The following is a 21040-nucleotide window of genomic DNA, read 5'->3' as shown; positions in this document are numbered from 1 at the left end:
CGTTCCGGGTGCCGTGCTCGCACAGGACATCCGACTTCCACCTCTGGAAGCGCGATCTGGACAGGGAGCGGCGCGAATCGGATAGCGACTCTTCGACCCCGCGCCTATTTTCTTCGACAACTCCCGACGAAGACCAGGAGACAACATGAGTGGATTGTCGGCCAAGACCGCTTTGGTTACCGGCGGATCGACCATAATCGGTAAATCGGTCGTCCGCGCATTCCACGCGGCCGGCGCGAATGTCGTCGTCGCGGACATCGACAAGAGCGGCGGCGTCGAATTGGCGGACGAGATGGGAGAAGGCGTCCTCTTCGTTCCGACCGACATCACGGACGACGCCCAGGTCGCCGACTGCGTCGCCCGCGCCGTGGACGCCTACGGCCGACTGGACGTCCTGGTCAACCTGGCCTGCTCCTACGTCGACGAGGGTTTCGCCTCGACCCGCGACCAGTGGCTCCAGGCCCTCGACGTGAACGTGGCCAGCGCCGCGCTGATGGCACGGGCCGTCCACCCTCATCTGCTCGCGCAGGGCGGCGGCGCCATCGTGAACTTCGCCTCCATCTCCAGCAAGGTCGCGCAGCCCGGCCGCTGGCTCTACCCGGTGAGCAAGGCGGCCATGGTCCAGCTGACCCGCAACATGGCGGCGGACCTGGCGGCCGACAACATCCGGGTCAACTCCGTGAGTCCCGGTTGGACCTGGTCGAAGGTGATGGACTCCCTCACCGGAGGCGACCGGGAGAAGACCGACCGTGTCGCCGCCCCCTTCCACCCCCTCGGCCGCGTCGGTGATCCCGAAGAGGTCGCCGCCGTCGTCACCTTCCTCTGCTCCGACGAGGCGTCCTTCGTCACCGGCGCCGACTGGGCCGTCGACGGCGGCTACTCGGCCATCGGACCGGAGGGCCTCATCCCCGCGATTCCGAAGCTGGCCGAGTGACCGGGCCGCACCGGCCCGCCCGGTGACAGCGACCACCAGCGCCCCGGGCGCGACCCACAACCCGACCACTCATCCCTACCGGAGGTCCATCCCCATGCGCAAGATCACCATCGTCGGAGCCGGGCAGGCCGGCCTCCAACTCGCCGTCGGCCTGCTGGACCAGGGCTATGACGTGACCGTCGTGACCAACCGCACGGGAGAGCAGATCCGTGACGGCCGTGTCATGTCCAGCCAGTGCATGTTCGGCACCTCCCTCGCGCACGAACGCAACCTCGGCCTGAACCTGTGGGACGAGGACTGCCCCCCTGTCGAGGGCATCTCCTTCACTGTGCCGGACGGCGCCGGCGGAAAGGCCGTCTCCTGGGCCTCCCGCCTCGACGCCGCCGCCCGCTCGGTCGATCAGCGCGTCAAGATGCCCGCGTGGCTCGCCGAGTTCGAGAAGCGGGGCGGCAAGACCGAACTGCGCGAAGCCGACGTCGACGACCTGGAGTCCTACGCCCTCGAATCCGACCTGGTGATCATCGCCGCGGGCAAGGGCGAGATCGCCGGCCTCTTCGAGCGCGACGCCGAACGGTCGACGTACGCAGCTCCGCAGCGGGCCCTCGCCCTGACCTACGTCACCGGGATGACGCCCAGGGACGAGTACTCCGCGGTCAGCTTCAACCTGATGCCCGGCATCGGCGAGTACTTCACCTTCCCGGCGCTGACCACGACCGGGCCCTGCGACATCATGGTCTTCGAGGGTGTTCCCGGCGGTCCTCTGGACTGCTGGGCGGGGGTCGGATCGCCCGAGGAGCACCTGGAGCGCTCCCTGGAGATCGTCCGCACCCACCTCCCCTGGGAGGCCGAGCGCTGCCGTGACCTCGCGCTGACCGACGCGAACGGCATCCTGGCCGGGCGCTTCCCGCCCACCGTGCGCAAGCCCGTGGGGCAGCTCCCCTCCGGCGCCCTCGTGCTCGGTCTGGCCGACGTCGTGGTCCTCAACGACCCGATCACCGGGCAGGGTTCGAACAACGCGAGCAAGTGCGCCGCCTCGTACCTGGCGAGCATCCTCGAACACGGCGACCGGCCCTACGACCGCGCGTTCCTGCAGGAGACCTTCGAACGGTACTGGGACTACGCGCAGTACGTCGCCACGTGGACCAACGCGATGCTGGGGGCTCCGCCCGAGCACGTCCTGAAGCTGCTGGGCGCGGCGAACACGAGTCCGCGGATAGCCCGCCGCTTCACCAACGGCTTCGACGACCCCCGCGACTACTTCCACTGGTTCATGGACCCGGCGGCCGCCGAGTCCTACCTTGCCACCATCACGGCCTGAGGCCCGGGAGCACGGTCATGAGAAGCATCGCCGTCATCGGCGCCGGACAGTCCGGCGCCCAGCTCGCCCTCGGTCTCCAGGACCGGGGCTACGAGGTCACCCTCGTCACCGACCGGGATCCGGACCAGGTCAGGCACGGGCAGGTCATGTCCAGCCAGTGCATGTTCGACTCGGCCCTGCGCACGGAACGCGCCCTGGACCTGGACGACTGGGCGCAGGAGTGCCCGCAGATCTCCGGTGTCTCCCTGTCCCTGGCCGACGACGACATGAGCGCCGCGGCGCGCTGGAGCGCGCCGCTGGACGCGCCTGCCCAGTCCGTCGACCAGCGTCTCAAGTGCGCGGCCTGGCTGGAGCTGTACGAGCAGCGCGGCGGCAAGCTCGTCGTGCGGGCGGCGACCGTGACCGACCTGGAGGAGTACGCCCGCACCCACGACCTGGTCGTCGTCGCGACCGGAAAGGGAGAGCTCGGCCGGATCTTCCCCCGCGACCCCGAACGGTCCCCGTACGACCGCCCGCGCCGCGCACTGGCACTGACCTACGTCACCGGTGCGCGGCCGCACCCCGGCGGTGCGGTGGTCGACCTGCGGATGGTCCCCGGGGTCGGGGAGTACTTCACCTTCCCCGCGCTCACCGTCTCCGGCCCCTGCCAGATCATGGTCTTCGAAGGGGTGCCGGGCGGTCCCATGGACTGCTGGGACGACATCCGCACCCCCGAGCAGCATCTGGCCCGCTCCCTGGAGATCCTGCAGCGCTTCTTCCCGGACGAGTACGAGCGCTGCCGTGCGGCGGTACTCACCGACGAGGGCGGGGTGCTCCGCGGCCGGCTCACACCCACGGTGCGCCGGCCCGTCGCCCAACTCCCGTCCGGACGGCACGTGCTGGGCATGGCCGACGCCGTCGTCCTGTGCGACCCGATCACCGGGCAGGGCTCCAACAACGCGGCTCAGGCCGCCGAGCACTACCTGGACAGCATCCTCCGCCACGGCACCGAGGACTTCACGCCCGCATGGATGCAGCGCACCTTCGACGGCTACTGGCGCGGTTGGGCCCAGTGGGCGGTCGCCTGGACCAACTCCCTGCTGGACGGCGTCCGGCCGCACCAGCGGCAGATCCTCACGGAGGCGGCGCAGATCCCCGCCGTGGCGAGTGCCGTGGCGAACGGCTTCGACGATCCCCGCACGCTCTACCCCTGGTGGTCCGAGCCGTCGGAGGCCGAGCGTGTGCTGGCCGAGAAGCGCGCCCTCGCGGACTCCTCCTTCGACGCCCGTGACCTGCGGCGGGCCCTCGGCCAGTACGCGACCGGCGTCACCGTGGTCACCGCCCTCGCCGCCGACGGCCGCAAGGTGGCGATGACGGCGAACAGCTTCACCTCGGTGTCGCTGGACCCGCCCCTGGTGCTGTGGTGTCCCTCCAAGAACGCGCCCAGCACCCCCGACTTCATGGCGGCCACGCACTTCGCGGTCAGTGTGCTCGCCGCCGACCAGCACCACCTCTCCCGCCGGTTCTCCACCGCGGCCGAGGACAAGTTCGCCGACACCGCCGTGACCGAGGGCATCGGGGGCACGCCGCTGCTGGAAGGTGCCGTCGCCCGGTTCCAGTGCCGGACGGTGCAGTGCCTGGACGTCGGCGACCACGTAGTGGTGATCGGCGAGGTCGAACAGTACGAGGCACCGGGCGGGGAGCCGTTGGTCTTCCACTCCGGTCTCTATCACCTCGCCGCCAAGCACCCCGATCTGTGACCGGGCCATCCGGCACGCCCCTGTCCGCCAACGGTCTTCAGGTCGGGCACATCTCGGCCGCCGCGGGGGTGAGGGTCACTTTCAGGCGGGTGAAGGCCTGGAGGCCCTCCTTTCCGCCCTCGTAGCCGTAGCCGCTTTCGGAGCGGCCGGAGAGGGGGGAGGCGGGGTCGGCGCCGGAGGCCGAGTTGATGGAGACGCGGCCGGCGTTCAGGCGGGGGGCCAGGGCGCGCATGCGGGGTTCGGGGCCGAAGAGGAAGGCGCCCAGGGCGTAGGAGGTGGAGTCGGCCAGGGCCACCGCTTCGGATTCGGTGGTGAAGGTCTGGAGGGGGATCAGGGGGCCGAAGGGCTCCTCGGCCAGGAGGCGTGCCGTGGCGGGGACGTCGGTGAGGACGGTCGGCGGGTAGTAGTAGCCGGGGTGGTCGGGGACGCGGCCGCCTGAGCGGAGGACGGCGCCGCGGGTGACGGCGTCCTGGACCAGGGCGTGGACTTCGGCGCGGCGGGACTCGGTGTGCAGGGGCCCCAGGGTTCCGGGGCCTGCGGAGGGGTCGCACTCCAGGGCGGGGAGGGCGGACAGGAGGCGGGCGAGGAAGGCGGGGGCGGCGCTCTCGGCCACCAGGAGGCGGCTGGGGGCGGCGCAGCTCTGGCCCGCGGAGCCGAACTTCATGGGGATGAGGGCGGAGACCGCCGCGTCGAGGTCGGCGTCGGCGGTGACGATGGCGGGGGCGTGGCCGCCCAGCTCCAGAACGCACTGGGCCAGGGTCTCGGTGGCGGCGGCGGCCACCAGGCGGCCGGTGCGGGTGGAGCCGGTGAAGCTGACCGTGCGGAACTCGGGCCGGCGGACCAGGGCGGCGGCTCCGCCCGGGGTGGTGAAGGCGAGCTGCAGCACGCCCTCGGGGAGACCGGCGGCCGCCGCGGCGGCGGTGAAGGCTCGGACCACCGAGGGAGTCGTCTCGGGCGCCTTCAGGACGACGGGGCAGCCCATCGCCAGGGCGGCTCCCGCCTTGCGCGCCGTGACGACCGCGGGGAAGTTCGACGGGACGATCGCCAGCGCGGGCCCGGCGGGCTCGGCGGTCGTCTCCCGGACGAGGCCGTCCGCGAGGTCGTCGAGGACGACGGAGCGCAGGACGTCCTCGGTGTGCCCGGCGATCCACAGGAGGGTCTCGCAGGCACGGGCGAGCTCGGCTCGGGCCTCCGTGAGGGTCTTGCCCGTTTCCAGGGAGAAGGACGGGGCGATGGAGGGTGCGCGCTCGGCCAGTACGCGGGCCGTCCCGGCGAGGATCTCGGCTCGGCGGCGCGGGGGGACGCGGGACCAGGCCTCGAAGGCGTCCGCGGCGCGGCGGGCCAAGCCGGGTGCGTCCCGTTCCGTCAGGAGCGGGAGCTCTTCGATCACCTCGCCGGTGCGGGGGTCGTGTACTGGCGCGAGCGTGGTCATGACGGTTCCTCTCAGCTCCAGGTCACGACGGTCTGCTCGTCGATGAAGCCCATCATCGCGGCCAGGGTCGTGCGGGTCTGGGCGGCGGCGGTGTTCGGCTCGACCGCGTGGACGTGGGCTCCGTTGAAGACGTACACGTCGCCGGTGCGGACCTCGATCCACTGGGCCTCGTACCCGGAGAGGGACTCCAGCGGGTAGGGCGATCCGGTGAACTCGACGTCGAGGGCGCGCTTGCTCTCCACGTCGGGCTTGACGTTCCAGTAGACGAGCCGGCCGCCCTCGCTGTCGTTCTCGAGGCAGATGTTGAGGGCCGCGACCTGGTGGTCGACGACGTGGCGACGTTCGAAGTCGGCCATCTGCGGGTCGGCGCACTGGGAGTCGTCGTCGTGCGGGTCGAGCGCGAACTCGCCGGCGCCGTGCCAAGAGCGCAGCAGCGCGATCGCGGCGGACCTGCCGTCGTGGGAGGCGGGCCGCACCTGCGCGCCCTCGCGCGCCAGGACGTCTCCGAGCCCGGTGTAGAACTGCTTCATCGGGTCGCCGGGCACGTCGAGCAGGTCGCGCAGGACCGGGTTGACCTGCCCGGACTCGTCGAGGTACCGGGCGGTCGGCTTGTTCCACGAGTAGGCCCCGAGGTAGAAGCCGGGGGCCTCGACGCCGCGGACCTTGCGGTGCGTGCTGGCCCAGAACCGGTCGGTGACGGCGTCGCAGACGTCCCGGGGCACCATGCCGCGGAACATCACGATGGCCGCCCGGCCGTGCAGGACGTCCAGCACCGCCTCGGGGACGAACCCGTCGTACTCTCGCATCGTGAAGTAGTCGGGGGAACCGGACCATCCGGTGATCAGCCGGTCCTGTACGGCGTTGCTCATCGAACCTTCTCCATTTCCAGTGCGAACTGCGATTCCTGCGTGGTGGCGTCTTCGTCGGCGGGCGGAACGAGCGGCCCGGGCTCCGCCTCGGGCTCGTCGGTCTGGACGGGCGATCTGAGCGCCATCACCGCGGCCACCGGGCCGATCAGCGCGACCACGCCGCACAGCAGCCAGGTGGTCGTCAGCCCGAGGACGAGCGAGAGGCCGCCGAACAGGGCGATCGAGGCGGGCACGGTGGCGATGCCCGCGAGCGACAGCGTGGACATGGCCGCCCCCATCCGGGCGCGGGGCGCGGCCTGCTGGTAGAGGGTGACGATCGTCGGCCCGTTGAAGCCCGACAGCACGCCGACCACGAACCCGACGGCCGACAGCGCGAGGACGCTCGGCATGAGCGCCATCGCGGCGATGCCGACCGCGATCCCGGCCCCTGTGGCGACGAGCCTGATCCACAGCGGGATACGGTGCGCGATCATCGTGCCCGCGAGCCCGGTGAGCAGGGCGCCCGCGCTGAACGCGGCGACCGCGATCCCGATCGCGCTCACTCCCCAGCCCCGCTCCTGGGCGAGGACGGGCAGCGCGACCTCCACCGGCCAGCCGAACGACATGTCGAGGCAGAAGGCGCAGACGAACATCCAGCGCAGCCTGGCGTTCCCTGCCAGGAGCCGCAGCCCGTCGCCGGACCGCCGCAGCAGGCTCTCGCCCCGCCTCGGCTCGGGCACGGGCTTGGGGAACCCCTTCGTGACGTACACGAGCGACCCGAACGACACCGCGCACGTGAGGGTCACGACGGCGAGCGCCTGCCAGATCTCGCCGGCCCCGATGAGCACCGCGCCGAGCGGCGTCCCGATGATCGGTGAGAGCCGCAGGACCGTCGAGTACAGGGAGTTGGCCCGGTCGAGCCGGTCACCGTCGGCCAGTTCGGGGATGAGCGACCCGAAGGACGGGCTGCCGAGCCCCAGCAGCGCGCCTTCGACGGCGGCCAGCACGACCAGCGGCCAGAACGCGTCGACCGTGAGCATGGTGGCGGTGCCCGCCGCCAGCAGGACGGCCCTGGCGGAGGTGGTGCGCAGCAGGACGAAACGCGGCCCGTGGAGGTCGGCGAAGGCTCCTCCGAAGATCAGCATGAGGGCGCGGGGGACGGCCGCCGCGAGGGTGAGCAGCGTGACCGAGCCCGCTCCCCCGTGCTGGACGGCGGTCCAGGCCAGCGCGACGATGAGGGCGTAGTCGCCGGTGAGCGCCAGGCCCTGGCCGAGGACGAGCGCGACGAGCCTGCCCCATGGGGTCGGCGGCCGCGTGTCGGGATCGGATACGGCGGTGGTCGTCATGGGGTCACCTGTTCCAGTCGGGAAGCTGACGGAGGTTGCGTTCGTTGCGGTCGGGCAGGCGCAGCCAGGCGGTGCCGCGGCCGCCGCGCAGGGCGCTGTCGACCGCGCGGGCGACGGCGAGGCATTCGGTGAGCGCCACGGAGCGGCAGCCGCGAGGCGGCGCGCCGTCGGAGGTGATCTCCGCGTGTCCGCCCAGGTAGCCGCGGCCGAGGCCGGAGAGCGTCCGCGCCATCGCCCGGATCGCCATGGCCCGGTGCGGGGACGAGGTCAGCAGCGGCAGCTCGGACGGGGTGAAGCGGGCATGGACGGCGCGGGCCGCGGCCTGGCGCTCCGGCGGGTCGACCGTGCACCAGCGGGAAGGCTGCGCTTTCACGGCCTTTCTCCGATCGTTTCCGGGACGCGCCCCGAGACCGGCTCAGGAGTGTCCGGCCGCCAGAGGTCCTCGGCGGACAGCGCGGCGACGTCGTATTTGCCGAGCGCGCTGACGATCAGCCGGATCTCGGCGGCGAGGCATTCGGCGAGCCGGACGAGGCCGTGCCCGGGGTCCTCGTCGACGGCGAGCAGCGCGGCCCTGCCCAGGCCGGCGGCCCGCGCGCCGAGAGCGAGGGCGCGGACGACCCGGGTGCCCTCCCACATCCGGCCGGAGGCCAGCAGGCAGCCCTCGGGCTCGCCGATCCGGCGCAGGCATTCGGCGAGCGGCAGCCCGACGTGGTCGAGGAAGGCGCCGGGCGCCCAGCCGGTGCCGCCTTCGGCGCCGTCGACGGTGACCGCGTCCGCGCCCGCCCGCCAGGCGGTGCGGGCGGCGGCGGCGATGTCGCGGCCCGGCGGGAGTTTCACCCACACGCGGGCGCGCGGGTAGTTGTTGCGCATGAACCGCACCTGCTGGCGGACGATCTCCTCGGTGAACGTGCCGGGTGTCGCGCTGCGCAGGTACCGGCCGGCTTCGGCGCCGAAGACGTCCTGGACGGCGAACGTCCGGGCGGCCCGTGCGGCCTCCTCGGCGTCGAGCACCGTCATGCCGCCGAGTCCGGGCTTGGCGCCCTGGCCGATCTTCAGCTCGAAACCGATCCGCCCCGAGTGGAGGAGTTCCTGGGAGGCAGGGTCGCTGTAGACGAGGTTCCAGACCTCCGAGTCGGCGTCCTCGGTGCTCTGCTGCACCACGACGCCGCCGGGTCCGCCGTCGCCCGCCTCGGCGTAGGCGCGGATCCGGGCGAGCAGCGGCGACGGCTCCCCGGTCCGCCGGTAGCCGTGGACCGGCACCATGTTCTCGCCGACGACCATGGGGATGCCGAGCCGGCCCGCCTGGCGGCTCGCGGCGACGCTGAGGTCGCCGCTGCCCGCCCGGGTGGACCCGAACGCCGACAGGTAGACCGGCAGCGCCGAGCGGAAACCGCCGATCTCGGTGGAGAGGTCCACGTCGTCGGGCATCGGCTCGCGGCCGAGCTCGATGAGCTTCTCCAGGCGCAGCGGCATGAAGACCGGCGGGACGATCCGCGTCCGGTCGAGTTCGTCGCCGGCTCCCGCGGGCGCCCCGCCGAACAGTTCCGTCCCGTAGGCGTCGGCCGCGGGGAACGCCTCGGCCGCTCCGCGCCGGGCTCGGGCGCGCACCTGCAGTTCGGGGAAGCCCGCGGCGCGCAGCGCGGTCACGGGGCCACCACCCCGGGCAGCTTCGGGTAGGCGCTGACCTTCCAGACGGCGTCCAGGCCGGTGAGGAAGCGCACCAGCCGCTCGACCCCCATGCCGAAGCCCGAGCCGAACGGGATGCCGTCCTTGACGTTGCGCAGGTACCAGTCGTACTTGGCGGGGTTCTCGGCGCTCTCCCGCATGCGGGCGATCATGGTCGCGTAGTCGCTCTCGCGTTCGCTGCCGCTGACCAGCTCGCCGTAGCCACCGTGCGCGATCAGGTCGAAGTTGCGCAGCGTGCCCGGCGCGTGCGCGTTCTCCCGGTCGTAGAAGCCGCGCGACCCCTTGGGGTAGTCGGTGATGAAGAACGGGCGGTCCGTCTGCTCCGAGAGGGTCCGCTCCCCCACCCAGTCGATCTCGGCGTCGGGGCTCTGCGGGTGGCCCTGGCCGCGGAGCCGGGCGACCGCCTCGGCGTGCGTGAGGACGTCGAAAGGGGCGGCGAGCAGTCCGGCGAAGAACCCCGGTTCGCGGCCGAGGTCGCGCAGGACGCCGGGGACCCGTTCGCAGACCCGGGTGACGACGTGCTTGAGCAGCCCGGAGGCGGTCTCCATGGCCTCCTCGCGGGACGCCCCGGCGATCTCCACGTCGATCTGGTGGAACTCCACGAGGTGCCTGCCGGTCGTCGCGGTCTCCGGCGGCTCGATCCGGACGTTCGGCGCGATGAAGAAGAGCCGCTCGAAGCCCCGCAGCGACACCTGCTTGTACAGGTACGCGCTGGTCATCAGCTTGTACGGGTGGCCGTAGTAGTCGACGTCGATCGGTTTGGCCCCGCGTGCGCCCGGGTCGGTCACCGGTCCCATCAGCGGGGGCAGCAGCTCGACGAACCCGTGGTCGCGGAGGAACTCCCGGGCCGCGTGCAGCGCCTCCTGCTGTACGAGCATCGCCGACCTGAGCGCCGGTGTGCGCAGATGTTCGCCGAGCGGCGACGGCCCCTGGACCGTCGTGCCGGCGATGTCTCCGTGGTGCATCACGCCTCCCGAATTTCCGCGGACGACCGCCTTTTCTGGATTTCACGGTAGGAGCGGGAGGCCGGAGGAAACGGAGGTCGGCGCGGCAGGAAGGCGGCAGGAGCGGTCCGGGAGGACGGCCGGGGAAAAGGGCGATGGCGGCCCGCCGCGCGTGGTGCGCGCCCGGGGCCGCCATCGGCCGGAAGGAGTCGGAGTGGTCAGGAGTACTGGGCGACCAGGCTCCTGGGGCGGATGTCGGTCCAGTTCGCCTCGATGTAGTCGAGGCTCTCCTGCCGGGTGCCCTCCTCCCGGGCGACGGTCCAGCCTCCGGGGACGGGGGCGAACGCGGGCCACAGGGAGTGCTGGCCCTCATGGTTGACGAGGACCAGGAAGACGCCTGCCTCGTCGTCGAACGGATTGGTCATGTCAGCCTCCGTGAAAGCACTGCGCAGATCTGCGCGATGGGCTGAGGATCGGTCATCCTCAGGTGGGGGGAGCCGATGGGATGGTCGATCACCTCTCCTCTCAGGTGGGGGCTCCAGCGGTCGTGGGCCGGGGGGTTCTGGCCCTGGTTCTCCACCGCGGTGAAGAACAGCAGGTCTCCGGTGAAGACCCGCGGTCTGTGGGCGCACATCAGGTGCGCGTGGTGGACGGCCGCTTCGACCAGGGCCGCGGCCTCGGTGTCGGTGAAGGCCGTGAGCACCGGGTCGCGGCGGCGCAGCACCTCCACGACGGCCGGGACGTCCAGCCGTTCGAAGAAGCCGGGCGGGAACTCCTCCCCGTCCTGGCCGGGCGGGCCGACCAGCATCTCGACGAGTTCCGGCTCGCTCACCGTCCCGCCCGGCGGCACGGGGTAGGAGTCGAGCAGCGCGAGCAGCTCCACCTCCTCGCCGGCCCGCTGGAGCGCGACGGCCATGGCGTGCGCGACCAGCCCGCCGAACGACCACCCGAGCAGCCGGTACAGGCCGGTCGGCTGCACCCTGCGGACGGCGGCGAGGTACTCCTCGGCCAGCGCGTCGACGCTCTCGGCGCGGTATCCGGGCTCGGCCAGCGCCCGGGTCTGCAGCCCGTACACCGGCTGGTCGGGGCCGAGGTGCGGGAGCAGCCCGGCGTACGACCAGCTCATCCCGGCGCCGGGGTGCACGCAGAACAGCGGGGTGCGGGAGCCGGTGGCGCGCAGCGGCAGGAGGACGTCCAGGGCGCCGCCGGGCGCGTCGTCCGGGTCTCCCAGCAGCCCGGCGACGGTCGGCGTCCGGAACACGTCGCGCACTCCCAGCTCCAGGCCGAGGGCCGCGCGGATCCGGGCGACGAGCCGGGTCGCCAGCAGCGAGTGGCCGCCGAGGTCGAAGAAGTTGTCGTCGAGCCCGACCCGTTCGACCCCGAGCACCTCGGCGAACAGCGCGCACAGCAGCCGTTCGCGCGCGTCGCGCGGTCCGCGTCCGCCGGCGGCGTGGACCGGGGCGGGCAGCGCGCGGTGGTCGAGCTTGCCGTTCGGGGTGAGCGGGAAGGCATCGAGGACGACGACCGCGGCGGGCACCATGTACTCCGGCAGCAGCCGGGCCGTCTCGGCCCGCAGCGCCGCGCCGTCCGGCGCGAGGCCGGCCGGGCTTTCGGCGGGCGTCACATAGGCGACGAGCCGCCTGTCCGCCGGGCGGTCCTCACGGACGATCACGGTGGCGCGGCCCACGCCGGGCAGTGTCTCCAGGGCCTGCTCGACCTCTCCCGTCTCGATCCGGAATCCGCGCAGCTTGAGCTGGCCGTCGGCGCGGCCGAGGAAGCGCAGTTCGCCGCCGGTCGTCCAGCGGACCAGGTCGCCGGTCCGGTACATGCGGGAGCCGTCCCCGGCGAACGGGTCGGCGACGAACCTCCCTGCCGTGAGCCCGGAGCGTCCGAGGTAGCCGCGCGCCACCTGGGGTCCTCCGATGTACAGTTCGCCGACGCCACCGAGGGGGACGGGCCGCAGCCGATCGTCCAGCACGTACGCCCGCACGTCGTCGAGCGGCGCGCCCAGGTGAACACCGTCGAACGTGCGGTCTCCGGTCTCGAAGCGCTGGTGGTGGGTGGCGAAGGTGGTCTCGGTGGGGCCGTAGCTGTGGACCATCACCGTGTCAGGGCACTGGTCCAGCACCCGCTGGATCGCCGCCGGGGAGATCACATCACCGCCCGTCCACACCTCCTTCAGCAGAGCCAGGGACTCCAGCTCCGTCTCCACCATCAGATGGAACAGACCGGCCGTGAAGTAAGCAGCCGTGACCCCTTCATCAGCGATCACCCGCGCCATCTCACGCACGTCCGCGCCGTCACCGGGAGCCACCACCAGCCGCCCGCCGCGCAGCAGCGGCACCCACAACTCATACGTCGAGGCGTCGAACCCGTACGCCGAATGCACCAGCATCCGCTCGTGATGGGCCGGGTCCCAGCACCGGTCGAACACCAGGCTGACGACGTTCCGGTGGGTGACACCGACTCCCTTGGGCCGCCCGGTCGAGCCGGACGTGAACATCACGTAGGCGAGGGCGTCCGGACCGGTCGGCACTTCCGGGTCGGTGTCCGACCCGTTCGAAGGACCGTCCACGGGGATGGCCGGGATGCCGCTTGCGAGGATCGCTCCCCGCTCCGCGTCGTCGGTCAGCAGGACCACGGAGCCGGAGTCCTCCAGGACGAGCCGGGCCCGGGCGGAGGGAAGCCTCGGGTCGACCGGGACGTAGGCGGCGCCGCACTTCAGCACGGCGAGCGTCGCGACGACCAAGGCGGTCTCGGGCCGTACCAGAACACCGACCGCCGTGCCCGGGGCCGTACCGGCCGCGATCAGCCGGTGTGCCAGCGAGTTCGCCCGCCGGTCCAGCTCCCCGTAGGTCAGCTCCTCGCCGTCGCAGGCGATCGCCACCTCGTCGGGTGTGCTGCGGGCCCGCTCCGCGAACAGCTCGTGCACACACTTGGGAGGGATCTCCCCTGGAGTCGGCGCGGCCAGGACCAGCGCGTCCTCGCCGGGGCCGAGCAGTCCGACGTCGCCGATCGGCCTCCGCGGATCGGCGGCCACCGCCGTGAGGAAGCGCGCCAGCCGGGCGGCCAGCAGGTCGGCGGTCTCCCGGTCGAACAGGTCGGCGGTGTACTCCAGCGAGCCGCCGATGCCGGTGACCGCGCCGGTCCCGTCGCGGCGCACGTCCACCGCGAGCGTCAGGTCGAACTTGACGGCGCCGGTGTCGACCGGCCATTCCGCTCCCGACAGCGGGGAGCCCGCGAGGTCGAGCCCGCCCTCGGTGAGCAGAAGCATGACCTGGAACAGCGGGTGGTGGGCGGCCGACCGCACCGGGTTCAGCCGCTCCACCAAGAGCTCGAACGGCAGGTCCTGGTGTTCGTAGGCGGCCAGGTCGGCGTCCCGCACCCGGGCGAGCAGGTCCGTGAAGGACGGGTCGCCGGAGGTGTCGGTGCGCAGCACCAGGGTGTTGACGAAGAAGCCGACGATCCCGTCGAGGTCCTCGTGGTCGCGGCCCGCGACGACGGTGCCGATCGGCAGGTCCTCACCCGCGCCGAGCCGGGACAGCACCGCCGCGAACGCGGCCTGGAAGACCATGAAGAGGGACGCGCCCGACTCCGCGGCGAGGCGGGCCAGCCCGTCGCGGGCCGCTGCGTCCAGGGCGAACGGCACGTGGCCGCCGCGGTGTGCGGGCTCGGCCGGGCGCGGCCGGTCGGCGGGCAGTTCCAGCACCGGCGGGGCGCCGGCGAGCGCGTCCCGCCAGAACTCCAGTCGGCGGGCGGCGAGGCTGCCGGGGTCGTCGGGGTCGCCGAGCAGGTCCCGCTGCCAGACGGCGTAGTCGCCGTACTGCACCGGCAGCGGGGCCCAGCCCGGAGCCTCGCCCGCGGCCCGTGCCGCGTACGCCTCTCCCAAGTCGGCGAGCAGCCGTCCGGTCGACCAGCCGTCACCCGCGATGTGGTGCAGCACGAGCACGAGGACCTGGCCCTCCTCGGCCTCGACCAGCGCGGCCTTCAGCGGGAGCTCCGCGCCGACCGCGAAGACGTGACCGGCGAGAGCGTCGAGCAGCGGCCACAGCTCGTCCGGCTCGGGCCGCAGCACCGTCACCTCCGGACGGACGTCGGGCAGCACCCGCTGGTAGGGCTCGCCGTCCACGACGGTGAACACCGACCGCAGCACCTCGTGGCGCTCCACCACATCGCCCAGCGCCGACTCCAGCACCGCCGGGTCGACGGGACGGTCCAGCTTCAGCAGCACCGGGATGTTGTACGACCGGCCAGGGCCTTCCAGCTCGTTGACGAACCACAGGCGGCGCTGCGCGAACGACAGCGGCAGCGGGCCCGAGCGGTCCACCGGGATCGGATCCGGTCGCGGCGCGACGCCGGCCCGCTCTTTGATCCTGGCGTCGAGTCCGGCGACGGTCGGGGCCTGGAACACGTCGCGAACGCCGATCTCGACGCCGAGCGCCGCGCGGATCCGCGCGACCAGCCGGACGGCGAGCAGCGAGTGGCCGCCGAGATCGAAGAAGCCGTCGTCGATCCCGGCTCCGGGGACGCCGAGGACATCGGCGAACAGGTCGAGGAGTATCCGCTCGCGGGGAGTGCGCGGGCCGCGTCCTCCTGCTGCGCGGACCGGCGCGGGCAGCGCCCGGTGGTCGAGCTTGCCGTTCGGGGTGAGCGGAAAGGCGTCGAGGACGACGACCGCGGACGGCATCATGTACTCGGGCAGCAGCCGGGCGGCGGCGGTCCGCGCCTCCTGTGCGTCGAACCCGTCCGGGGCGACCACGTAGGCCACGAGCCGCTTGTCGCCCGGACGGTCCTCCCGGACGGTCACCGCGACCTGGCCGACGCCGGGCGCGGCCGACCGGATCGCGTGCTCGACCTCTCCCGTCTCGATCCGGAATCCGCGGATCTTGAGCTGGCCGTCGGCGCGGCCGAGGAAGCGCAGTTCGCCGCCGGTCGTCCAGCGGACCAGGTCGCCGGTCCGGTACATGCGGGAGCCGTCCGCCGCGAACGGGTCGGCGACGAACCTCCCTGCCGTGAGCCCGGATCGTCCGAGGTAGCCGTGCGCCACCTGCGGGCCGCCCAGGTGCAGTTCGCCGATCCCGCCGAAGGGAACGGGCCGCAGCCGCTCGTCCAGCACGTACGCTCGCACGTCGCCGAACGCCTCGCCGAGGAAGACCCCCCGCAGCTCGCGGTCGCCGGTCTCGAACGTCTGGTGGTGGGACGCGAAGGTGATCTCGGTGGGGCCGTAGCTGTGGACCATCACCGTGTCACGACAGCGGTCCAGCACCCGCTGGATCGCCGCAGGGGAGATCACATCACCGCCCGTCCACACCTCCTTCAGCAGTGCCAGGGACTCCAGCTCGGTCTCCACCATCAGATGGAACAGACCAGCCGTGAAATACGCGGCCGTCACGCCCTCGTCCGCGATCACCCGCGCCATCTCGCGTACGTCCGCGCCGTCGCCCGGGGCCACCACCAGCCGCCCGCCGCGCAGCAGCGGCACCCACAACTCATACGTCGAGGCGTCGAACCCGTACGCCGAATGCACCAGCATCCGCTCGTGGCGGGCCGGGTCCCAGACCGGGTCGAACACCAGCCGTTTGACGTTGTGGTGCGAGACGCCGACGCCTTTGGGCCGCCCGGTCGAGCCGGACGTGAACATCACGTAGGCGAGGGCGGAGTCCGGGACGGGCAGGCCGGGATCGGTGTCCGGATCGCCGGGTTCGGCGGGCCGGTCGGCCTCGATGATCCGGGTGCCGGCCGCCCGTTCGGCGGCGACGATCTCGCCGGCGAGGTGGTGGGCGTCCGCCAGCAGGACGGTGCTGCCCGAATCCTCCAGCACCATCCTGGCTCGGGCCTCGGGCAGCCGCGGGTCGACCGGGACGTAGGCGGCACCGCATTTGAGGACGGCGAGGGTGGCGGCGACCAGGGCCGCCCCCCGTTCCGCCAGCACCCCGACCGTGGCGCCCGGGACCACTCCGGCGGCGAGCAGCCGGTGGGCCAGGACGTTCGCGCTCCGGTTGAGCCCGGCGCCGGTCATCCGGATGCCGTCGCAGGCCAGCACGATCGTGTCGGGATCGAGGCGCGCCCTCTCCTCGAAGATCCGATGCAGGCCTCCGTCCGGGACGACGCCGGGCGACGAGGCGGGCAGCAGGAGTTCCCGCTCCCCCGGGGCCAGCAGGTCGATCGCGCCTATCGGTCGGCCGGGGTCGGCCACCACCGCTGTGAGGAGGCGGACGAGCCGCTCGGCCAGCAGGTCGGCGGTCTCCCGGTCGAACAGGTCGGCGGCGTACTCCAGGCCGCCGTCGCAGGCGAGGACGGCGCCGGAGGGGTCGCGGCGGACGGCGAGGGTGAGGGAGAGGTCGAACTTGACGGTCCCGGTGTCGACGGGCCACTCCTCGCCCGCCAGGGCGGCGGGCTCCGGCGCGGTCTCGTCCTGGACGCCGAGCATGACCTGCACGAGCGGGTGGTGCGCGGCGGAGCGGGCCGGGTTCAGGTGCTCCACCAGCAGGTCGAACGGCAGGTCCTGATGGGAGTAGGCCGCGAGGTCGGCCGTCCGGACCCGCTCCACCAGTTCCGTGAAGGTGGGGTCGCCTGACACGTCCGTCCGCAGCACCAGCGTGTTGACGAAGAACCCCACCAGATCGTGCAGCGACTCGTCATCCCGACCTGCCACCACCGTCCCGATCGGCAGGTCCTCACCCGCGCCGAGCCGGGACAGCACCGCCGCGAACGCCGCCTGCACCACCATGAACAGGGTCGCGCCCGACTCCGCGGCGATCCGGCCCAGGCCCTCGTGGACGTCGGGGTCGAGGGCGAACAGGACCGAGCCGCCGCGGTGGCCGGGCTCGGCCGGGCGCGGCCGGTCGGCGGGCAGTTCCAGCACGGGCGGGGCCCCGGCCAGGGCGTCCTTCCAGTAGGTGAGCCGGCGTGAGAGCAGGCTCTCGGGATCCGACGCCTCCCCCAGCAGCTCCCGCTGCCAGACCGCGTAATCCCCGTACTGCACCGGCAACGGCTCCCACCCCGGAGCCTCCCCCGCTGCCCTCGCGCCATAAGCCTCACTCAGATCGGCCAGCAACCGGCCCAACGACCAGCCGTCACCCGCGATGTGATGCAGCACCACCACCAGGATCTGACCGCCCTCGGCCGTCTCGACCAGCGAGACCCGCACGGGGAGCTCCTCCCCCACGGCGAACGCGTGCCCGGCCAGCGCGTCGAGCGTCGGCCACAACGCGTCCTCGGCGGGCCGAAGCACCGCCACCTCCGGACGGGCGTGGGGCAGTACCCGCTGGTAGGGCTCACCGTCCACGACGGCGAACACCGACCGCAGCACCTCGTGCCGCTCCACCACGTCACCCAGCGCCGCCTCCAGCACCACCGGATCGACGGGACGGTCCAGCTTCAGCAGCACCGGGATGTTGTACGACCGGCCGGGGCCTTCCAGCTCGTTGACGAACCACAGGCGGCGCTGCGCGAACGACAACGGCAGCGGGCCCGAGCGGTCCACCGGGATCAGAGGGGGACGGCCCTCCTCCTCCGCCTCGCCGATCCGTGCGTCCAGCCCCGCCACCGTCGGCGCCAGGAACAGGTCGCGGATCCCCACCTCGGCCCCGAGCACCGCCCGGACCCGGTTCACCAGCCGCACGCCCAGCAGCGAATGCCCGCCGAGGGCGAAGAAGTCGTCGCCTCCTCCGACGGAGGCGAGTCCGAGCACCTCGGCGAACAGCGCGGCGAGGACCTCCTGGCGCGGGGTGAGCGCCCGGCCCGGCACGACCGCGACTGGCGGGCCCTCGGCGCGGGCCGCCGCCGTCCACTCCCGGCGCGCGGCCAGTCCCGCCTCCTCTTCGGCCGACAGCACGTCGAGGGCGTCGACCCGGCGTGCGGGGTCGGCGGCGACCGCCTCCAGCACCCGGACGAAGACGTCCAGCAGCAGCCGGGCGGTGCCGGAGTCGAACAGGTCCACCGCGTACTGCCACCAGATCTCTAGCCCGTCGCCGCCCACCGCGCACGAGACGCTCAGGTCGAACTTGGCGGTCTCCAGCCCGGCCGGCTCGAGCCGGCCGGTGAGCGGCCCGAACGGCACCTCGCCCTGGGGTGTGTCGGGGCCGTCGAGGGTGAGCATCACCTGGAAGAACGGGTGGCAGGACAGCGACCGGACCGGGTTGAGGTGTTCCACCAGCAGGTCGAACGGCAGATCCTGGTGGGCGTAGGCCTCCAGGTCGGCGTCCCGGACCCGGTCGACGAGTTCGGTGAAGGACGGCCCGCCGGAGACGTCGGCGCGCAGCACGAGCGTGTTCACGAAGAAGCCGACGAGATCGCTCAGCGCCTCGTCGGAACGGCCCGCCACCGGGGTCCCGATCGCGAGGTCGACACCGGCGCCGACCCGCGCCAGCGCCGCCGCGAGCGCGGCCTGCACCACCATGAACGGGCTCGCTCCCCGGGCCTCGGCCAACTCCAGCAGCCGGTGTTGCGCGTCTGCGGGGAGCCGGGCGGTGAGGGTGGCTCCGCGGTAGCCGGGCTCGGCGAGCCGCGGCCGGTCGGCGGGCAGGTCCAGGCTCCGCGGGAGCCCCGCCAGGGCCGTCCGCCAGAACTCGACCTGCCGGGCGAGCACGCTTCCCGGGTCGTCGGGCGAGCCGAGCGCCTCCTGCTCCCAGAGCGTGTAGTCGGCGTACTGGACGGGCAGCGGCTCGAAGCCGGGGGCCCTCCCGGCGAGCCTGGCGGTGTAGGCGGCGGCCAGGTCGCGCCGCAGCGGGCCGATCGACCAGCCGTCGCCTGCCACGTGGTGCAGCAGGACGACCAGGACGGAGCCGCCGGTCCCGTCGGTGAACAGCCGCACCCGGATCGGGACGTCGGTCAGCAGGTCGAAGCCCTCGTCGCAGAACGCGGCGACCAGGCCGTCGAGTTCGGCGGGAGCGCACCCGACCGTCGAGACCACCCCGTCGGCCCGGTCGAGCACGAGCTGGAACGGCTCCCCGCCGGCCTCCGGCAGCACCGTCCGCAGCGCCTCGTGGCGTTCCAGCAGGTCGGCGACCGCCTCTTCCAGGGCGGTCGGGTCGAGGACCTCCGTGAAGCGCAGCACCAGGGGCATGTTGTAGGCGGACGAGCCGCCTTCGAACCGGCTGAGGAACCACAGGCGCCGCTGCGCGTACGACAGCGGGACGCGTTCGTCCTCGAGCGTGTCCGGTTCTTCATGGATGGCCGCTTCTTCGGGGACGTGCGGCGCGGGTGCCGCCTGGATCCGCCCGGGGGCGAGCGAGCGCAGGAACGCCCGGTCGATCTTGCCGGTGCTGTTCCGCGGCATCACGGGCAGTTCGGTCACCGTGCCCGGCACCGCGGGCGGCGGGAGGTGCGCGGCGAGGTGGGCGCGCACCTCGGCGGGGTCTGCGGGGCCGGCGGGGACGATATAGGCGGCGAGCCGCCGGGTCTGGTCGTCCAGCGTGCGGACGACGACCGCGGCCTCCCGGACCGCCGGGTGCTCCAGCAGCACCGCCTCCACCGCGAGCGGGTCGATCCGGTAGCCGCTGATCTTGACTTCGTCGTCGATCCGGCCGAGGTAGCCCAGGCTCCCGTCGGGGCGCAGCACGACCCGGTCGCCGGTGCGGTAGGCGGGCTCCCCGTCGAGTTCGGTGAAGCGCCGCCCGGTCAGCGCCTCGCGGCCGAGGTAGCCGCGGGCGAGCCCGCCGCCCAGCAGCCACAGCTCTCCGTCGACCAGCGCGGCGCGCACGCCCGGCAGCGGCAGGCCGATCGGGATCTCGCCGCCGGTGAAGCCGGTCAGGTCGGCGGCGGTCGCCACGACGGTCGCCTCGGTCGGCCCGTAGGTGTTGAGCAGCCGGATCCTGTCGCCGACCGCCTTCCCCCAGCGGGCGACCCGCTCGGGCATCGCCGCCTCCCCACCGATGATCACCAGGCGGAGGTCCGGCGGCGGCGCGGCCACCCCGGTGGAGACCGCGTAGGCCAGCTCGTGCCAGTAGGCGGTGGGCAGGTCGAGGACGGTGACGCCGTGCGCGGCGCAGCCCGCGACCAGGCCGGGCACGTCGAGCATGTCGGGGGTGCGCAGCACCAGCGTCCCCCCGGCGCAGAGCGTCACGAAGACCTCCTCGACGCTGGCGTCGAAGTGCAGCGGGGCGAACTGGAGCACCCGGTCGCCGCCGTCGATCCCGTAGGCGCGGGCCGCGCCGGCGACGAAGTGCGCCAAGGCCTCCCGCCCGACGATCACCCCGTTGGGGGTGCCGGTCGAGCCGGACGTGTAGATCACGTAGGCGGTCCCGTCCGGCACACCCGGGCCGGGGAGGACGGAAGCGCCGTCCTCCCCGGGCTCCGGCGCGTCCGTCCCGCCGGCGGCGTCGGTGAGGATCGCCGTGGTCCGGGCGGGCGGGGCGTCCGGGTCGAGCGGCAGGTAGGCGGCTCCGGTCCGCAGGACCGCCAGGATCGTCACGATCGTCGGGATGCCGCGTTCCCCCCGTACCGCCACCAGCCGGCCCGGGCCCGCGCCCCCCGCCGTCAGCTCCTCGGCCCGCCCGGCGACCGCGGCGAGCAGCGCGGCGTAGTCGAGCCGGTCCGGGCCGTGCTCCAGGGCCGTGCGGTCCGGGTGCTCGAGCGCCCGGGCGGTGAGGAGGTCGAGCACCGCCTCGGGGGGCGCGTCCAGGGGCTCGCCGTCCAGGATGACCGAGGCCCTCGCGGTCGCGGTGGTGATGGTTGACGCCATGTGAGGTCCTCCGGCTCGGAGCTGTGTGCTTTTCGGATGGCGGGCGGCCGTTCACCGGCAGGTTATTTCCGGATTTCCCCGAGAAAGGGCAGGTCGTGCGGCAGATAGC

Annotated in this window: 11 protein-coding genes; 3 read left to right on the top strand and 8 right to left on the bottom strand. The window is 73.0% G+C overall.

Features of this window, described 5'->3' with window-relative positions; translation table 11 throughout:
• The first annotated feature begins 145 nt into the window (after positions 1-145).
• From ABGB12_RS28620 to ABGB12_RS28610, 3 genes are all read left to right on the top strand, one after another.
• Positions 146-934: an SDR family oxidoreductase gene (locus tag ABGB12_RS28620; RefSeq protein ID WP_347682582.1), complete on the top strand. Its 789-nt coding sequence runs from the start codon at positions 146-148 to the stop codon at positions 932-934.
• A gap of 94 nt (positions 935-1028) precedes the next feature.
• Entirely contained in the window at positions 1029-2252 is a 1224-nt protein-coding gene (locus tag ABGB12_RS28615) for a styrene monooxygenase/indole monooxygenase family protein (RefSeq protein WP_347682581.1), read from the top strand.
• Between the two features lie 17 nt (positions 2253-2269).
• Positions 2270-3991 carry a styrene monooxygenase/indole monooxygenase family protein gene (locus tag ABGB12_RS28610; protein WP_347682580.1) on the top strand — a complete coding sequence of 574 codons (1722 nt, stop codon included), beginning with the start codon at positions 2270-2272 and terminating at the stop codon, positions 3989-3991.
• A gap of 37 nt (positions 3992-4028) precedes the next feature.
• Here ABGB12_RS28610 and ABGB12_RS28605 read toward each other — a convergent pair whose 3' ends face one another.
• The 8 genes from ABGB12_RS28605 to ABGB12_RS28570 form a co-directional block, all read right to left on the bottom strand.
• Positions 4029-5423 carry an aldehyde dehydrogenase family protein gene (locus tag ABGB12_RS28605; protein ID WP_347682579.1) on the bottom strand — a complete coding sequence of 465 codons (1395 nt, stop codon included), beginning with the start codon at positions 5421-5423 and terminating at the stop codon, positions 4029-4031.
• An 11-nt stretch (positions 5424-5434) separates the two neighbouring features.
• Positions 5435-6292: a hypothetical protein gene (locus ABGB12_RS28600; RefSeq protein ID WP_347682578.1), complete on the bottom strand. Its 858-nt coding sequence runs from the start codon at positions 6290-6292 to the stop codon at positions 5435-5437.
• Positions 6289-7617: an MFS transporter gene (locus tag ABGB12_RS28595; protein ID WP_347682577.1), complete on the bottom strand. Its 1329-nt coding sequence runs from the start codon at positions 7615-7617 to the stop codon at positions 6289-6291. The genes ABGB12_RS28600 and ABGB12_RS28595 overlap by 4 nt, the downstream gene beginning before the upstream one ends.
• A 4-nt stretch (positions 7618-7621) precedes the next feature.
• Entirely contained in the window at positions 7622-7990 is a 369-nt protein-coding gene (locus tag ABGB12_RS28590) for a hypothetical protein (protein WP_347682576.1), read from the bottom strand.
• Complete coding sequence (locus ABGB12_RS28585) at positions 7987-9264, bottom strand: glutamate synthase-related protein (RefSeq protein WP_347682575.1); 1278 nt, start codon at positions 9262-9264, stop codon at positions 7987-7989. The genes ABGB12_RS28590 and ABGB12_RS28585 overlap by 4 nt, the downstream gene beginning before the upstream one ends.
• Complete coding sequence (locus ABGB12_RS28580; protein ID WP_347682574.1) at positions 9261-10268, bottom strand: asparagine synthetase A; 1008 nt, start codon at positions 10266-10268, stop codon at positions 9261-9263. The genes ABGB12_RS28585 and ABGB12_RS28580 overlap by 4 nt, the downstream gene beginning before the upstream one ends.
• A gap of 197 nt (positions 10269-10465) precedes the next feature.
• Positions 10466-10672 (bottom strand): MbtH family protein, encoded by a 207-nt coding sequence (locus ABGB12_RS28575; RefSeq protein WP_347682573.1) that lies wholly within the window; start codon positions 10670-10672, stop codon positions 10466-10468.
• Positions 10669-20931, bottom strand: a complete 10263-nt coding sequence (locus ABGB12_RS28570; protein ID WP_347682572.1) for an amino acid adenylation domain-containing protein — start codon at positions 20929-20931, stop codon at positions 10669-10671. The genes ABGB12_RS28575 and ABGB12_RS28570 overlap by 4 nt, the downstream gene beginning before the upstream one ends.
• Positions 20932-21040: the final 109 nt, after the last annotated feature.

It is taken from the genome of Actinocorallia sp. B10E7 (assembly GCF_039871655.1).
In the GTDB taxonomy this organism is placed as follows: Bacteria; Actinomycetota; Actinomycetes; order Streptosporangiales; family Streptosporangiaceae; genus Actinocorallia.
This window is presented reverse-complemented; position numbering and strand designations above follow the sequence as displayed.

What these genes read in the sequence shown, in the direction of transcription:
- ABGB12_RS28610 (WP_347682580.1), top strand. Translation starts at nt 2,270, where the DNA reads ATGAGAAGCATCGCCGTCATCGGCGCCGGACAGTCCGGCGCCCAGCTC.
- ABGB12_RS28580 (WP_347682574.1), bottom strand. Translation starts at nt 10,268, where the DNA reads ATGCACCACGGAGACATCGCCGGCACGACGGTCCAGGGGCCGTCGCCG.
- ABGB12_RS28615 (WP_347682581.1), top strand. Translation starts at nt 1,029, where the DNA reads ATGCGCAAGATCACCATCGTCGGAGCCGGGCAGGCCGGCCTCCAACTC.
- ABGB12_RS28575 (WP_347682573.1), bottom strand. Translation starts at nt 10,672, where the DNA reads ATGACCAATCCGTTCGACGACGAGGCAGGCGTCTTCCTGGTCCTCGTC.
- ABGB12_RS28600 (WP_347682578.1), bottom strand. Translation starts at nt 6,292, where the DNA reads ATGAGCAACGCCGTACAGGACCGGCTGATCACCGGATGGTCCGGTTCC.
- ABGB12_RS28595 (WP_347682577.1), bottom strand. Translation starts at nt 7,617, where the DNA reads ATGACGACCACCGCCGTATCCGATCCCGACACGCGGCCGCCGACCCCA.
- ABGB12_RS28620 (WP_347682582.1), top strand. Translation starts at nt 146, where the DNA reads ATGAGTGGATTGTCGGCCAAGACCGCTTTGGTTACCGGCGGATCGACC.
- ABGB12_RS28570 (WP_347682572.1), bottom strand. Translation starts at nt 20,931, where the DNA reads ATGGCGTCAACCATCACCACCGCGACCGCGAGGGCCTCGGTCATCCTG.
- ABGB12_RS28605 (WP_347682579.1), bottom strand. Translation starts at nt 5,423, where the DNA reads ATGACCACGCTCGCGCCAGTACACGACCCCCGCACCGGCGAGGTGATC.